This is a genomic window from Mycobacterium sp. (genome assembly GCF_035499775.1).
Classification (GTDB): domain Bacteria; phylum Actinomycetota; class Actinomycetes; order Mycobacteriales; family Mycobacteriaceae; genus Mycobacterium.
On record NZ_DATJYB010000255.1, the window covers coordinates 34,567 to 49,145 of the forward strand.

Consider the following 14,579-nt stretch of genomic DNA (forward strand, 5'->3'; position numbering starts at 1 on the left):
GCAGTGTTCGCCTCGACGCGCCGCTAGCCTTCCGCCTTCTTGATCTGTTCATGCAGGTCAGCTGCGGATAGCTGGGCGCCCAGAAACGCTCCGGTGGTGGGCAGGCTCAGGTGCAGCTCGGAGGCGCCGCTGATGGCGATCTGGCCGTGTTCGAGTTCGAAGTCGAGCACGTGGCCGCCGCCGGTGCGGTCGCTGTCCAGGAAGTGCAGGTGGTAGCCGGCCACCGAGATGCCCTGCTCGAAGTCGGGGGTGCGGAACCCGACCAGGGTTCCGATCGCATCCGTGGTCCGGGTTTCGGCCTGCCCCTCGGTCGCTTCCGTCAGGGGCGGATAGGGCTGGTGCTGGGCCATCACGGTGCGGGTGTGCAGCACGGCGAAGCGCCCGGTGACCTTGACGGCATAGATCAGGTTGGCGCTGGCGATCTGGTGGTCGACGGCGGCGATGACGCCGGCGCGGTCGGTGCGGTTTCGGATCGCGATCTCGGTGTCGGCGTGAAATCGGGTCACCGCCGCAAAGGGCGTCAGATCGGTTGGCGCCGCCGGGGTGGCGGTGCCGTCGGCTCGCAGCCGGTAGCAGACGCCGTCGAGGACGACCATCTCACCGTCCAGGCGGTTGAACGTGCCGAGGCCGAAGTCGCCGTGTCGCAGGATCTGCGCGACGGTGACGTCGCCGTCGTAGACGCCGTCGAGCAGAGCGCTGATGGTCGAGAACTGATACACCTCGTCGTCATGGCCGGCCGTTGCCGGATGATGTGCCCGTTGGTGGGCGAGAAGTGTTGCAGCCCAACGGCGGAACCGTTCAGGTGCGCTGGGTGTGCCGGGCGAGGTCATTCGAACGGATCGTCGTGCAGGTGGGCGGCCAGCTCGATATTGCGGCTGTAGTCGACGGGAACGTCGATCAAGGAGGGGCCCGGCTCGGCCAATGCCCGTCGCAGCGTGGTGCCGAATTCGTCCATGGTCCTCACCCGGTAGCCGTGGGCGCCGAATGCCGCTGCATACGAGACGATGTCGTAGTCGCCGAGCTGCACGCCGGATTTGCGCCCATATTTCATGACTTCCTGGAAGGCCACCATATCGTAGGTGTTGTCGCGCAAGATGATGTGAGTGAACGTCAGTGCCAGGCGGGTCGCCGTCTCCAATTCCTGTGCGGAGAACAGGAAACCGCCGTCGCCGGAGACCGAGACGACGTGGGAGCCGGGCCGTACCAGGCAGGCCGCCATCGCCCAGGGCAGCGCGACCCCCAGGGTTTGCTGCCCGTTGGAGAACAGTAGCCGTCGCGGCTGGTAGACGCGGAAGTGCCGGGCCATGTAGATGTACACCGACCCCACGTCGCAGGTGATGGTGGCGTTGTCGTCGAGTTCCTCGCGCAGCCGTAACAGCACGGCTACCGGGTTGAGCCCCGAGCCCTGTGGCGGGCGGTTCAGCGCGGCGGTGTCGATGTCGGCCAGGGCGTCGCGCTGCGTGGCGATCTGCGCCTGATATTCGGGGGTCAGCGAGAGGTGATCCACCAGGCACGCATTCAGTGCCCTGAGGGTTTCGGCGACGTTGCCGCGCAGCTCCAGCGTGGGTTGATAGCTGTTGTCGATGTCGGCGGGCAGCGAGTCGACATGCACGACGGAGCGTCCCTGTAGGTGTCGGTCGGTGTTCCACAACGCGGGGTCGTACTCCACCGCGTCGTAGCCGACGGCGATCAGCACGTCGGCGTGGTCGACGACGAGATCGCCCGGCTGGTTGCGGAATAGCCCCACCCGGCCCAGGTAGCGGTCTTCCAGTGCGCGCGAGATCACGCCGGCCGCCTGGAAGGTCTCCACCACCGGCAACCCGGTGGCCTCGACGAGGGCACGCAGCGCCGCGCAGCTTTCGGGATCGGCGCCGCGCGCCCCCACCAACAGCGCCGGACGTTGTGCGTCGCGGATCAGCCGACTGGCCTCGACGATCGCCGGGGGCGGGGCGGCGGCGAGCGGGGGAATCGGCAGCCGGGCCGTGATACCCGCCGTGGTCGATGCGGCCAGCACATCGGCCGGCAGTACCACGGCCGTCGCGCCGCGCGGCTCGGCGATCGCGGCACGGAACGCGCTGACGAGCGTCTCGGCGACGTTGTCGGGGTCGTTGACCTCGCCGGTGAACTTGGTGACCGTCTTGAGCAGCGCAGCGGCGTCCATCGACTGATGGGTGCGCTTGAGCCGGTCCTCGCGGCTCACGGCGCCGCACAGCGCCACCACCGGATCCTGCTCGGTGTTGGCGGTCAGCAGCCCGGTGGCCAGGTTGGTGGTGCCCGGACCGGACGTCACCAGCACGACGCCGGGGACACCGGTGAGCCGGCCGATCGCCTGGGCCATGAACGCCGCGTTCTGTTCGTGGCGGCAAACCACCAATTGCGGCCCGCCGTCGACGAGGGCGTCGTACACCGCGTCGATCTTGGCGCCCGGCACCCCGAAGATGTATTCGACGCCCTGCGCCGACAGCACGTCGACGATTTTCTGCGCGCTGCGCACGGCACCGCTGTTTGCCATACCGATGATTGTGGCCGCAACTATGCCTTACAGTCTTGTCGTGCCGAGTCTTGACAAGGCGGGAAGCGGCGTCGACGGTTTGCTGAAGTCGCCGTTCTCCGGCTTGGCGCCGTGGGTGCTGCTCTCGGTGTTCTCCACGCCGGGCCACTTCGAACTGGCCGTCTGCATCGCCCTGGGCACGTCGTTGCTGACGATGCTGCTCTCGGCGGTGCGTGCTGCAGTTGGCAGCGATCTTCGTCGCGGTCGCGTTGACCGAGTTTTATCCGGGCCACGCCGCCGCCAAGGCGGCTCCGGCGGCGGGGGAGACGCCCGACGAACCGGCGCCGTCGATGGTCAAGCTGATCGATTGGCTGCCGAGCTTCGTCCTGGTCGCGGGCATCTTCGGGTGGTCGACCGGGGCGGTGTCCGAGGGGGTCGGAATCGGCATGGTCGTCGCCGGCATTGTCGGCAGTTCGCTGGTCGCCAAGCTCTCCCCGGCAGCGGATTCGAACGTATGATCGATAAATGGCTCCGCTCGGGTCGATCGGGTACAACGGGCAGCCGGTCCGCAACCCGTTTCGGGTGGTGCGTCCTCCGGTCACGGTGCTGGTTGACCTGACGGTGCTCTTCCCGCGCGAGCCGCACCGCTCCGGCCGGTACCAGCCCAACGGTCTGCAGCTGCACAAGGTGGTCGAGGGGCGGTTGAGCTGCTGGGGTGTTTGCGAGCAGGGCGACTGGTGGGGGCTGGTGACCTATCCGATCGCGTACGGATCCAAGCGGAAAACCGTGACGCACTGGGTACCCGCGTGGACGTTGCGCCAGCAGCGCTAGTCAATGCGATGATTGCTGCTCGTGGCAGGAAGCTGGGTTTCAGTAACGGCCGGGCTCATTCCGCTCGGGCTGGTTATCTCGCTCTCACCGCTGTCGATCATCCCGGCGGTGCTGGTCCTACAGGCGCCGCGGCCGCGGCCGAGCAGTCTCGCCTTTCTCGGCGGCTGGCTATCGGGCCTGATCGCGGTGACGGCGCTTTCCGTGGCGGCGTCCGGTGCGCTGGGCGGTATGCACAAGTCGCCGCCGCACTGGGTGTCGTGGGTGCGCGTGGTCTTGGGGTCGCTGTTGATCGTGTTCGGTATCGTCCGGTGGCTGACCCGGAAACGCGAGAGCGGATCGCCGCGCTGGATGCGTTCGTTTGCCAGCATCTCCCCGCCGCGGGCGGGCATAACCGGGCTGGTGTTGGCGGTGGTGAGGCCCGATGTGTCGCTCCTCTGCGTGGCGGCCGGATTGGCCATCGGCAGCGGCCGGCTAGAAGTCGCGGGCGTCTGGGTATGCGTCGCGATCTTCGTCGTCGTTGCCGCGTCGTCTGTCGCGATCCCGATCGTGGCCTACCTGGGTGCCGGTGAGCGTCTCGACGAACCGCTGGCGCGCTTGAAGAATTGGATGGAGCAAAACGATGCCGCGCTGACGGCGGTCGTCCTCGTCGTGATCGGTCTCATGGTGCTCTACAACGGAATTCACGCGCTGTCGTAGCTAGCGGGTGGCGCGTGCCAGTTCGGCCCGGACGCGTTGAGCCCACAGCGGTGTTCCCATGTCCTCGAAGGTGCGTAATGCCTCACGCAGCGTCGCGGCGGCCTCGTCCTGGTGACCGCGTCGATGCTGGAGTTGCCCTAGCAGAATCTGGGTTCGGGCGCGTTCGAACGGCATAGGCAGCGCGTTGTGCTCGGTCATCGCCTGCTGCGCCATCTGCTCGGCCGCGTCGGTATCACCGCGGGCGGCCAGCCACATGCTGCGGCACCGAGCGCCGACCGCCAGCATCCAGGATCGGTTGAGTCTGGCGCCATGCCGTTCCAGTGACTCGATCAACGGCACCGTGTCGTCGAGATAGCCGAGCGCGACCATAGCCTCGACCGCATCCGGGATGTGCCAGGCGCAATAAATCTCCGGAGTGGGCATCGTGTCGAACTCGGTGAGCAGCGGCGCCACCGTCATCAGTGCGTCCGCGTAGTTGCCGAGCGACACGTCCAAGAAACTCAGTGTCCTGATTGGCCATTCGGCCAGGCGCGGTGCGCCGCAGCGCCGTGCGCCCTCGATGACCATTTCCGCGTCGGCGCGGGCCTCGCGGACCCGGCCGGTGTAGGCGCACACCACGGCCCGGATGGTCAGCGGGATGTCGAGAATGTCGCCACCGCCGAGCTGTTCGCCCCTTTGGAACGCATCCGCGGCGTTGGCTGCGGCCTCGTCGAAGCTGCCGCGCCATACGTCGATCAACGCGCAGTATCCCGAGACGGCCATCAGGTCTCGCTCGGCACCGTGTGCGACGAATCGTTCACGTAATGCCAGCATTTGGATTCGGGCCTCTTTGAGGCGCCCGGTCCAGGCGAAGATCAGCGGTTGCATAACGCTGGCGCGGAAGGTGATTGGCGCATCGATATTGCGGTCTTCCAGTTCGAGTGCCCGATCCAGTGCGTCCTGGTCGAGCCCCGGGCCATGCTGGAAGCTGGTCTGAACCCAATTGGTGAGCGCCTGACTCGTGATCGCCGGGAAGCCCAGTTCGTCGGCGAGCGTCACCGCTTGTCGGGCGTGCCGCAACGACTCGTCGAACTCGCCGATGTTCTCCTCGGTGAACGACAACATGAGCAGGGTGCGGACCAGCATCGCGGGGTTGCCGGCGGCGTCGTCGAGCGCGCGCTTGAGCAGATCTGCGGCGTCGGCAATTTTGTTGTCGTAGACCATGATTCCGGCAAGCAGGTTCAGCGCCAGCGCCCGCAGCGGGCCCGGCCGTACCCGGTCCATGACGGACTCCAGCTCGGCTCGGGCTTGCATGGTATTGCCGGCTTCGAAATGGTAACCGGCAGAGCGTATGCAACGCCCCGGTTTGTCGCCGCCGAGTCGGATCGCCATATCCAGCAGCTCGGCCGCGGCCGCCGGTGCGCCCCTGGCCCGAGCCGCGACCGCGGCATCATCGAGTGCTTGCATGATTTCCGGTTGCGCGCTGGCGGCGGACAGCGCGAGATGTCTGGCCTTCAGCTCGGGTAGCGCTACGACTTCGGCGAGGGCCCGGTGTGTGTGCCGGCGACTGGCTGGCTTGGCCTCGGTGTACACGCCGCGGGCAAGCAGAGGGTGCGAAAACCGCACGCGGTTGCCCTCGATCACCACGATGCCGTTGGCCTCGACGTCCTCGAGTAACTCGACCGACCGTTCCACGCTGGTGCCGGTGACCTGCGCCAGCAGCTCCACCGTTGGATCGGAGACGCATGCGGCGGCCAGCAACACCTCCCGCACGTCGTCTTCCAGGCGACCGATGCGGCGGCGCACCAGCTCGGTCAGCGTGCCGGGCAATGCCAGCTCGCCGCTTGCTGATTCATCGCCCATGGCGCGCGCGAGTTCGATCGCGTAGAACGGATTGCCGTTGGAAATCTCGGCAATCCGCACCACCTTCGACCACGGCAGCGTGCGACCTATCTTTGCCGTGATCAACGCATTAAGGCCGTCTAAACCCATGGGGCGCACATGAATTCGCTCGACCGCGTCGGTCCTGCCCAGCTCCAGCCAGGAGGTGGCGACATCGGTGGGCGATTCGGTGCGTTCGGCTACCAGCACACCGACCGGGCCTTTCAGCCGCCGCGCGGCGAAGAGCAGCGCCTCTTTGCTCGAGGCGTCCAGCCATTGCACATCGTCGATCGCCAGCAGTACGGGTGCATCCGTGCAGACCTGTTCGAGTACCGACAGGAACGCCGCGGCGACCAGGCGTTGATCGGTCACCGGCCCGTCACCACTGTCCCGCAGCAGGACCCGGTCCAGGGCGAGGCGCTGCAGGGACGGCAGTCGAGCGAAGACGTCTTGCTCGATATCGGCGATCAGGTCGGCCACCGACGCGTACGCCAGCGCCGACTCGGTGGCGCCCACCCGCGCGGAGAGCACCCGAAACCCGCGGTCGGCCGCGTCGTCGACCGCGGCCTGCCAAAGCGTGGTCTTCCCGATGCCCGCCTCGCCGGCGATGACCAATCCCGCGGCCCGGGTGCTCGCCGAAACCAAGAAGCGGGTTACCGCGTGCAATTCGACCGAACGGCTCAGCATGCCGGTCGACGAGTGCCCGACCGCGCCCGATCGAGGCTGCCCGTCGGTCGTCGGGTCGGTGACGGTGGCGGCGCTTTCTGGTAGGCGTTCCACCGGGTGCGGCATGATGTCGACGGTGCTCGGCCGGCGCAGCACAGCCACAGGCGAATTCGAGGTGGCGAGTGCGTCGCCGGCCGCCCGCGCCAATTGCACGGCGGTGGCATACCGGTCGCCGGGGTCCTTGGCCATGCCTTTGGCGATGACGTCATCGAAGGCGACCGGCACCGGGCCGACGCTCGACGGCTGCGGTGGCGGTGCCCCGAGATGGGCGGCGAGTTGCTGCTCGACGCTGTCGCCGGGAAACGGGCAGCTGCCGGTCAAGCACACGTACAGCACGCAGGCGAGCGAATAGACGTCCGAGCGCGCGTCGACGGGCGCTTTGGTGAACCGCTCCGGCGCCATGTAGTGCACCGTCCCGACCACGCCGCCGGCGGTCGTCGGGCCGGCCTCGCCGGTAACGCGTGCGATCCCGAAATCGATCAGGTAGGCGAAGTCGTCGGCGGTGACCAGGATGTTCGACGGCTTGACGTCGCGATGCACCAAACCGGCATTATGCACAGCCTGCAAGGCCTTCGCCGTCTGCTCGATGATCAGCACCGCACGCGCCGGCTCCAGGGGTCCGGCCGCGATGACGGCCTGCAAGTCGCGGCCGTCGATCAGCCGCATGTCGACGAAAAGTCGGCGTTCGATTTCCCCGTAGGTGTGGATCGGCACCACGTGCGGCTCGCTCAGCCTGGCGGCCGCGTGCGCCTCGCGGCGGAAGCGCTTTTTGAATACTGCGTCCGCTGCGTAGTGCGTCGGAAGGAGTTTCAGCGCCACGACGCGATCGGTGGCCGTGTCGTACGCCCGCCAGACTTCGCCCATGCCGCCCCGGGCAAGCAAGTCGATCAGCCGGTACTGTCCGAACGGAGCCCCTTTCACCGAGTCCTCCCAAGGCAACGGCGAACTACCCTGGGCTGAACGATAGACCTCTCTCGGCAACAGCCGCACCCATTCGAGCGGGCTTTACTTGCCGGATTGGCTCAGCGGGCCCCTTCGGTCAGGTCACGCACGCGCGCATAGCGTTCCAGGACGGCCGGCACCGAGACGGTGGTGTGCTCGCCGGTCGCCGGGGGTTTCCAGGCGGGTGGTTGGGGCGATCCGCTCAAGGCCCAGGCCGCTTGTCGGGCGGCGCCCAAAGCGACGCATTCCGCGGGACTGGGGACCAGCACCGGCACCCCGAACACCGCGGGTGCGATCTCGCGCAGCGCTTCCGATCGGGCGCCGCCGCCGATCAGCAGTATCCGGCGGGCGCGGACGCCATGCACGGTCAGCTGCGCAAGGCCCTCGGCCAGCGCGCACAGCAGCCCCTCCACCGCGGCCCTGGCCAAGTTGGCCGGCGTCGCGTTCGACACGCGCAGACCGTGTAGCGCGCCAGTCGCGTTGGGACGGTTGGGAGTTCGCTCGCCCTCTAAGTAGGGCACCAGGACCAGGCCTTCGCTGCCCGGCGGCGCCGACAGTGCCAACCGGGACAGCTCGTCGTGGTCGACCCGCAGCATCGTCGCGGCCGCGTCCAGCACCCGCGCGCCGTTGAGCGTGCACACCAGCGGAAGGTAACGGCCGGTGCCGTCGGCGAATCCGGCCACGAACCCGTTGTCGTCACGGACCGGGTCTGCGGCGACGGCGCACACCACTCCCGAGGTTCCGATCGAGACGATCGCATCACCCTCCTCGGCGCCCAGGCCGAGTGCGGCCGCGGCGTTGTCGCCCAGACCCGCACCGAATGTCTTTGTGCCACTGGTGGTTCGCTCCGATGGCCCGAGAACGGTCGGCAGCTGAGGACCGCGACCGCGTATGGCCAGCTCGACGAGGTCGAAACGGTAAGCGCCGCTGGCGGCGTCGTAGTAACCGGTGCCGCTGGCATCGCTGCGATCGGTGGTCAGCTCGGCAATCTCGGTGTGCCCACCGAGACGCCAGGTCAGCCAGTCGTGCGGCAGGCAGACCGCCGCCGTGCGATCGGCATGCTGTGGCTCGTGGTCGGCGAGCCAGCGCAGCTTGGCCACCGTCACCGCGGCCAGCGGCACGACGCCGACGGCCTGCGCCCACGCGCGGGGGCCGCCGAGCTCGTCGACCAGCGCGCGTGCCGCGTCGGCTGACCGGACGTCGTTCCATAGCAGTGCGGGACGCACCACCTGGCCGGTCTCGTCGAGACAGACCATGCCGTGTTGCTGCGCACCGACCGCGACCGCGTCGACGTCGTCGAAACCACCGGCGGCTGCGATTGCTTGCTGGGCGGCGAATTCCCATGCCGCCGGGTCGATTTCGGTGCCGTCGGGATGGGCGGCGCGGCCCTGGCGCACCACCTCGCCGGTGTCGGCATCGCAGATTAGAACCTTGCAGGCTTGAGTGGACGAATCGATACCGGCAACCAGGGTCACTTGATAAGGCTAGGTCGACACCCCGTTCGCGCCACTGTTGCCGAGCAGCAGCCCTGCGACACCGCCGGTGCCCGGGGTCCCGTTGTTCACCGAGTTCCCGCCCTTGCCGCCGTTGCCGACCAGCCCGACGGCGTTGCCGCCGTCGCCGCCGTCGTCGGAGGCTCCCGCGGCGCCGTCGCCGCCGTTCCCACCGCTGCCCAGCACCAATCCGCCGTCCGCCCCGTTTTGCCCTGATCCGCCGCTGCCGCCGTTGCCGATGAACATCCCAGCCTTGCCGGCCTGCCCGAACAGCGGGTCGCTCAGGCCGTTAAGGCCGCCGTTGCCGCCGTTGCCGACGAACTGGGCGCTGCCGCCGTTGCCGGCAACACCGTTCTGGCTACCGGTGCCCATGCCGAGCGTGGCGTTGCCGCCATTACCGCCGCTGCCGGCAAGGAGTCCGCCGCCTCCGCCGTTGCCGCCGTTCCCGCCGTCGCCGCTGATCAGCCCGGTAGCAAAGGCAAGGCCGCCGTTGCCGCCGTCTCCGCCAGGGCCGAACAGGGTCCCCCCGTCAGCGCCCGCTCCGCCATCACCGCCGCTGCCGCCGCCCAGGTTGTTCCCGTTGCCACCGGCGCCGCCGTTGCCGCCCCGGCCGAACAGCCCGGGCACGCCGCCATCACCGCCCGATGCGCCGTCGAAGGCAACGCCCGTAGCGTTGCCGCCGGCCCCGCCGTTACCGCCGCGGCCATGCAGCAGTCCGCCGGATCCACCGTTACCGCCGGCGGTGGGCGTCGTGCCGCTGAAGCCGGGCCCGCCATTGCCGCCGTTGCCCCACAGTCCGGCATCCCCGCCTCTGCCGCCGTCGAGCGTTGCGGTGCCCGGGCCACCGTTACCGCCGTTGCCAATCAGTATCCCGCCGTCCGTGCCCGGCTGCCCCGGGGCTCCGGGGGTGCCGTTGCCGATCAGCGGCCGGTTCGCCAACGCCAAGGTGGGCGCATTGACCGCGTTCAGCATGGCCTGCTCGGCGTTGGCGGCCTCGGCGCTCAGATACTGGCCCGCGCCCCCGTTCATCAGCTGGACGAACTGGCTGTGAAAAGTCGCAGCCTGCGCACTCATCGCCTGATACGCCTTGGCGTGCGCACCGAACAGCGCCGCGATGCTCGCCGAGACGTCGTCGGCACCCGCCGGCAGCACCGCCGATGTCGGGAAGGCCGCGGCCGCGTTGGCCGCGCTGATCGTCGAACCGATGCTGGCCAAATCCGAAGCTGCCGCCGACACATATTCGGTCGCCGCGATCACAAACGACATCCCGCACCTCCAGGTGTGGCACAGACGCGGCAACCGGCTTTTGCCGGTCACCGATGGAGAGCCGCCGAGGGAATACTATGCCCGCCGATGCCCGGCATCACCCGAGTTGGGCGGATGACTTTTCCGGCAACTCGCTACCGTGGCGACGGTAGGCCGACGGAGGCTGGCCCCACGCGCTGCGGAATGCCCGGGTAAACGAACTGGCACTGTCGAAGCCGACTCGGGTCGCGACTTGCAGAACGCTCAACTCGGGATCGGCAAGCAGTGCCGCGGCCCGCATCAGACGGGCCTGCTGGGTGTACTCACGCCAGGTCATCTTCAATTCGCGGTCGCACAGCCGTCGCAGCGAACGGGCGGACATACCCGCGGCAGCGGCGGCCTGGTCAATCGTGATGTCCGCCAGTGCATTACGCGTGAGTTGGAGCGCCGTCCCGAGTTGCGGATGGTTGGTCGTGGGCAAGCTGAACGGGCTCTGCGACTCGAGAAGTTCGGTGAGCAGCTCGGCGAAGCACTGGAAGTACGCATCGGCCGTCGCGCCTGACGACTGGCGGTCAATGGGCCACCGGCAGGCGTACATGATCATGTGCCGGATCAGCGGTGATACCACCACGATTCCGGCTGCTTGGCGGGCCGGTTGCATGAGGATGGGATGCAGGAATATCGACACCGAGCGCACTCGTGTGTCGATGGTGCTGATGTGCCCGAGTCCGGCGGGAATCCACGCGGCTTGTCGTTCGGACAAGATGTAGGCGCCCGCGTCGGTCTCGACTTCGAGCACACCCTGGACGACGTACTCCAGCTGATGCAGATCGTGGGCGTGCCGCGTGGTGGTGACCCGCTGCCCTTCGTAGACGAAGGCTCCCGCGGTGGGCCGACCTCCCTGGCGCATGTCAACCATCTCGGTCGTGTCCGCTGAGGACAAGATTGTGGCCGTTTGTGCAGAGACAGTCATCGCTGACCGATGGTACGACTAGAACTCATGTCAGCGCAGTCCTTTACACCGGCCACGGGTAACCGCAGGTGGACCAAGTACTACGACACCCTCGTCGCATTGTTGACGCGCGAGCAGCGTTGGCGTTCCGCGGCGGTTCGGCAGCTTGCGCCTGCCCCGGGTGAGGTGGTCGTCGATATCGGTTGTGGCACTGCATCATTGGCGCTGATGATCAAGCGCGACCAGCCGGCGGCCCGGGTGATCGGCGTCGATCCCGACCCGGAGATCCTCACCATAGCGCGCGCGAAAGTGCGCAAAGCAGGCCTGGAGATCGAATTCGTGCCTGGCATGGGGGACCGGGCCGCCGAGCTCGTCGGGCCGGGGACGGCCGACAAGACGGTCTCGAGCCTGGTGCTGCACCAGTGTCCGGTACCGATGAAGAGAGCGATCATCGGCAACATGTTCGAGCTGTTGCGGCCAGGGGGTGAACTCGTCATCGCTGACTACGGATGGCAGCGCAGCGCCCTGATGCGGCTGGGATTCCGGATCGTCCAGTACGCCGATGGCAAGAAGGACACGCAGCCCAACGCGGACGGGATCTTGCCCGAGCTTATCGAGCAGGCCGGCTTCGCGAACGTCACTGAAGCATCGGTGATTCGCACGGTGTCAGGATCTCTTTCGATCTACCGCGCAACGCGGCCCGGACTCTAATTGGTGCCGGCATTACGGTGCGGGGCAGAACTGACTGATCAGGAGCTCGACTCGAGCAGACTGTAGCCCGGGACGTAACCGGGCTCCGCGGCTGAGCATAACCAGCCCGTGCAGCGCCGCCCACAGCACTTCGGTGAGGGTGTCGACATCCTGGCGACCGGCGATCTGTGTGACTGCTTGACGCAACTCGGCGAAGGACTCCGACAGTTCGGGGGGCGTAGCCGCGTCGGCGAATCGCAATGTGGTGGCGCGGGTGAACATCGCGTCGTAGAGCGCCGGGTTCTCGGTGGCGAAGTCGATGTAGGCAAGCGCCACTCGTTTGAGCGTCGCCCTGGGGGTCCGTCGCCCGCGACGAGCATCGGACAGCACCTCGGCCAGTTCACCGAAGCCGTCGATCGCCACGGCCTCGGCGATGTCGTCCATGCCCGAGAAGTGCTTGTACAACACCGGTTGGCTGTATTCGATCTCGTCGGAGAGCCGACGCGTGGTGACGCCCTCCCAACCCTCGGTTTCGGCTAATTTCCGTGCCGTACTGATGATCAGCCGACGACGTGCGGCTTGCTCGCGAGCGCGGCGTTCATTGATAGCCATGCCTGATGATAGCACCGATATATATGGTAGCAATGCTATTGACACAGTCCGACGCTGACGCTAGCGTTGCTAGCATTACGACTTAACGGGAGGTGCGACGTGATAGAACTCGCCAAGATGCTGGCGCTGATCTCGGTGCTGGGTACGGCGGTTGTCTATGGCACGGACGTGTTCTGCGCGATTGTTCAGCGACCGGCATTGGCCCTCGTCGACGATCGTGCCCTGGTCGCGGTGATGGGCAACGTGCATCGTTACGGCGACCGGCGCATGCCGGTGCCCGGTGTCGTCGGCGGCGTGGCCGCCATCGCAAGCGCCGCACTGTTCGCGCTGGCCGGTCAATGGGACCAAACAGTTTCGGCAGGCTGTGCGGTGGTGCTACTGCTGGCGTGGATCGCGCTCTACATGCGAATCAGCGCGCCGATTAACCGCCAGCTCACCCAGGCTGCCGCCGACCATCAGGTCCCACCGAACGCACGTGCGCTGCAGTCCAACTGGGACCGCATCATCAACGCTCGTGCCATCCTGCAGGCCCTCGCACTCGCCGCGCTGTGCGTCACGCTGATCGCCTGACCGCAGTGGCCCGAGATCCCCGCATGATCCACACCTGAAGGGATAGTGATCGTGACAACACGACCGAAAACACTGGGACGACTTTTGATGCGCGCCGCACCGCTTTTCAACGCGCCGGTTGCCGCGGTGGTCAACTCGACACTCTTCGGCAGGCGGGTGAACAGCAACATCGCGATGCTCAGCTATACCGGACGCCGTTCCGGACGCACGTTCAGCATCCCAGTGGCATACCGCCGCACCGGTGACGCGGTCATGATCAGCGCCAACATGGCCGAGGCGAAGACGTGGTGGCGCAACTTCGTCGGCAGCGGAGGCCCAGTCACGGTGCGACTGGACGGGACGGAGCACACCGGGCATGCGGTTGCCGAGCGCGACGACAAGGGACGCGTCACCGTCACCGTGCGACTGACCGACTGACCCAGCCGAATCGCGTCATACCGCGATGCCGAGCGCGGTGATCAGGTCAGCAACGCGAGCAGATCGCCGCGCTCGGCATCGCGGGTCTGCCCACCCGCGTCCAGGAGCGCCTGCATGCGTTCGGCGGCCCCAGGGAGGCCCAGGGTCTCACGGAACAGTTGGTCCTCGACCTTCAGGCCGTGGCTGGGATCGCCGACGGCGGCGACAGCGGTGTCAACGGCCCGCTTGGCCCGAGCGACCGCCTCAGCCGGATACGAAGCGATGCGCGCCGCCAGCGCGTCGACGAACGGCCGCAGTTCTTCAAGTGGCAGAGCGCGATTGACGTAACCCCATGCGGCGGCGGTCTCCGCGTCGATGTCCGCACACCCGAGGACGATTTCCAGGGCCCGCGCCCGGCCGACCAACCCGGGTAACCGCTGGGTGCCGGAGCCGCCCGGGATGATCCCGACGGCGACTTCGGGCTGAGAAAGCCGGGCCTTGCCGAGCGCGGCGAACCGCATATCGAACGACAGGGCGGTCTCGCTGCCGCCGCCGCGGGCGATGCCCTCGATGACCGCGATCGTCGCCTTCGGCATGGTGCGGAACAGTTCCACCATCGCGTGGAATGGCGATAGCTCATCGTGCAAGGTGGTGTCGTCGGTGGGCATCATCTGGATGAGCTTGAGATCGGCGTGCGCGATGAAGAAGTCCGGATCCGCCGAGTCCACGATCAGCACTCGCACCTGCTCGTCGGCTGTCACTTCGGTCGCCAACCGGCCGAGTTCCAGGATGAGGTCGAGATCAAGCAGATTGATCGGCGGATGGTCGATGGTCGCGCGGCAGATCCCGTCCGCGGCCGAGATGCGAAGGCATTGGTAATCCTGGTAGGCGTTCATCGGCAGAGCTTGCCATAGCAGGCCCCTACGGATCGCCCAGGTATGCGTCGGCCCAGGCGCCGATGATCCGGCCCGCCCGATGAGCCTGGCCGCGCTTGGTGAGCAGGTGATCGGAGCCCTCGAGCGAGACGAAGCTGCGCGGGTGGCGGGCCAACCGGAAGATCTCGCTCGCGTTCGCG

At 67.4% G+C, this 14,579-nt stretch carries 14 protein-coding genes and 2 pseudogenes; 6 read left to right on the plus strand and 10 right to left on the minus strand.

Going from position 1 to position 14,579, the window contains the following annotated elements:
- Positions 1–23: 23 nt before the first annotated feature.
- Both budA and alsS read right to left on the minus strand, forming a co-directional pair.
- Positions 24–830: an acetolactate decarboxylase gene (gene budA, locus VML93_RS16865; RefSeq protein ID WP_325612356.1), complete on the minus strand. Its 807-nt coding sequence runs from the start codon at positions 828–830 to the stop codon at positions 24–26.
- Positions 827–2,512, minus strand: coding sequence for an acetolactate synthase AlsS (gene alsS / locus VML93_RS16870; RefSeq protein WP_325612358.1), 1,686 nt, complete (start codon positions 2,510–2,512; stop codon positions 827–829). The genes budA and alsS overlap by 4 nt, the downstream gene beginning before the upstream one ends.
- Positions 2,513–2,724: 212 nt before the next feature.
- Between alsS and VML93_RS16875 the strand changes: the two genes are divergently transcribed.
- Genes VML93_RS16875 through VML93_RS16885 form a run of 3 tightly spaced genes read left to right on the plus strand, consistent with a single transcriptional unit; the run spans position 2,725 to position 4,018 of the window.
- On the plus strand, positions 2,725–3,009 hold the full coding sequence (locus VML93_RS16875; RefSeq protein ID WP_325612360.1) for a hypothetical protein: 285 nt from the start codon (positions 2,725–2,727) through the stop codon (positions 3,007–3,009).
- Between the two features lie 7 nt (positions 3,010–3,016).
- A complete protein-coding gene (locus VML93_RS16880; RefSeq protein WP_325612362.1) occupies positions 3,017–3,322 on the plus strand; it encodes a hypothetical protein in 306 nt (101 codons plus the stop codon).
- A 21-nt stretch (positions 3,323–3,343) separates the two neighbouring features.
- Positions 3,344–4,018 (plus strand): GAP family protein, encoded by a 675-nt coding sequence (locus tag VML93_RS16885; protein ID WP_325612364.1) that lies wholly within the window; start codon positions 3,344–3,346, stop codon positions 4,016–4,018.
- Here the strand turns inward: VML93_RS16885 and VML93_RS16890 are convergent, their stop codons facing one another.
- The 5 genes and pseudogenes from VML93_RS16890 to VML93_RS16905 all read right to left on the minus strand — a co-directional run bounded on the left by VML93_RS16890 (position 4,019) and on the right by VML93_RS16905 (position 11,194).
- On the minus strand, positions 4,019–6,670 hold the full coding sequence (locus VML93_RS16890) for an ATP-binding protein (RefSeq protein ID WP_414686381.1): 2,652 nt from the start codon (positions 6,668–6,670) through the stop codon (positions 4,019–4,021). It lies immediately after the preceding gene.
- 50 nt (positions 6,671–6,720) lie between these two features.
- A pseudogene (locus VML93_RS38610) lies at positions 6,721–7,525 on the minus strand (serine/threonine-protein kinase); the annotation flags it as partial.
- A gap of 101 nt (positions 7,526–7,626) precedes the next feature.
- Positions 7,627–9,021, minus strand: coding sequence for a xylulokinase (gene xylB / locus VML93_RS16895; protein ID WP_325612368.1), 1,395 nt, complete (start codon positions 9,019–9,021; stop codon positions 7,627–7,629).
- Between the two features lie 9 nt (positions 9,022–9,030).
- Positions 9,031–10,305, minus strand: coding sequence for a PE family protein (locus VML93_RS16900; RefSeq protein ID WP_325612370.1), 1,275 nt, complete (start codon positions 10,303–10,305; stop codon positions 9,031–9,033).
- 97 nt (positions 10,306–10,402) lie between these two features.
- A complete protein-coding gene (locus tag VML93_RS16905) occupies positions 10,403–11,194 on the minus strand; it encodes an AraC family transcriptional regulator (RefSeq protein ID WP_325612372.1) in 792 nt (263 codons plus the stop codon).
- Between the two features lie 90 nt (positions 11,195–11,284).
- Between VML93_RS16905 and VML93_RS16910 the strand changes: the two genes are divergently transcribed.
- Positions 11,285–11,947: a class I SAM-dependent methyltransferase gene (locus tag VML93_RS16910; protein ID WP_325612374.1), complete on the plus strand. Its 663-nt coding sequence runs from the start codon at positions 11,285–11,287 to the stop codon at positions 11,945–11,947.
- 12 nt (positions 11,948–11,959) lie between these two features.
- On the opposite strand, the gene VML93_RS16915 is transcribed toward VML93_RS16910, so the two are convergent.
- Entirely contained in the window at positions 11,960–12,538 is a 579-nt protein-coding gene (locus VML93_RS16915; RefSeq protein WP_325612376.1) for a TetR/AcrR family transcriptional regulator, read from the minus strand.
- A 117-nt stretch (positions 12,539–12,655) separates the two neighbouring features.
- Here VML93_RS16915 and VML93_RS16920 point away from each other — a divergent pair, with 117 nt between their 5' ends.
- Both VML93_RS16920 and VML93_RS16925 read left to right on the plus strand, forming a co-directional pair.
- The gene (locus VML93_RS16920) at positions 12,656–13,108 is read left to right on the plus strand and encodes a DUF1772 domain-containing protein (protein ID WP_325612386.1); all 453 of its coding nucleotides are present in this window, start codon (positions 12,656–12,658) and stop codon (positions 13,106–13,108) included.
- Positions 13,109–13,195: 87 nt separating this feature from the next.
- Positions 13,196–13,525, plus strand: coding sequence for a nitroreductase/quinone reductase family protein (locus VML93_RS16925; protein ID WP_414686382.1), 330 nt, complete (start codon positions 13,196–13,198; stop codon positions 13,523–13,525).
- 41 nt (positions 13,526–13,566) lie between these two features.
- Here the strand turns inward: VML93_RS16925 and VML93_RS16930 are convergent, their stop codons facing one another.
- Both VML93_RS16930 and VML93_RS16935 read right to left on the minus strand, forming a co-directional pair.
- Complete coding sequence (locus tag VML93_RS16930) at positions 13,567–14,400, minus strand: enoyl-CoA hydratase/isomerase family protein (protein WP_325612382.1); 834 nt, start codon at positions 14,398–14,400, stop codon at positions 13,567–13,569.
- A gap of 25 nt (positions 14,401–14,425) precedes the next feature.
- A pseudogene (locus tag VML93_RS16935) lies at positions 14,426–14,579 on the minus strand (alpha/beta hydrolase); the annotation flags it as partial.

Excerpts from the sequence above, each read along its gene's own strand:
- budA (WP_325612356.1), bottom strand. The coding sequence starts at position 830 with ATGACCTCGCCCGGCACACCCAGCGCACCTGAACGGTTCCGCCGTTGG.
- alsS (WP_325612358.1), bottom strand. The coding sequence starts at position 2,512 with ATGGCAAACAGCGGTGCCGTGCGCAGCGCGCAGAAAATCGTCGACGTG.
- VML93_RS16880 (WP_325612362.1), top strand. The coding sequence starts at position 3,017 with ATGGCTCCGCTCGGGTCGATCGGGTACAACGGGCAGCCGGTCCGCAAC.
- VML93_RS16890 (WP_414686381.1), bottom strand. The coding sequence starts at position 6,670 with ATGCCGCACCCGGTGGAACGCCTACCAGAAAGCGCCGCCACCGTCACC.
- VML93_RS16900 (WP_325612370.1), bottom strand. The coding sequence starts at position 10,305 with ATGTCGTTTGTGATCGCGGCGACCGAATATGTGTCGGCGGCAGCTTCG.
- VML93_RS16905 (WP_325612372.1), bottom strand. The coding sequence starts at position 11,194 with ATGCGCCAGGGAGGTCGGCCCACCGCGGGAGCCTTCGTCTACGAAGGG.
- VML93_RS16910 (WP_325612374.1), top strand. The coding sequence starts at position 11,285 with ATGTCAGCGCAGTCCTTTACACCGGCCACGGGTAACCGCAGGTGGACC.
- VML93_RS16915 (WP_325612376.1), bottom strand. The coding sequence starts at position 12,538 with ATGGCTATCAATGAACGCCGCGCTCGCGAGCAAGCCGCACGTCGTCGG.
- VML93_RS16920 (WP_325612386.1), top strand. The coding sequence starts at position 12,656 with ATGCTGGCGCTGATCTCGGTGCTGGGTACGGCGGTTGTCTATGGCACG.
- VML93_RS16925 (WP_414686382.1), top strand. The coding sequence starts at position 13,196 with ATGCGCGCCGCACCGCTTTTCAACGCGCCGGTTGCCGCGGTGGTCAAC.
- VML93_RS16930 (WP_325612382.1), bottom strand. The coding sequence starts at position 14,400 with ATGAACGCCTACCAGGATTACCAATGCCTTCGCATCTCGGCCGCGGAC.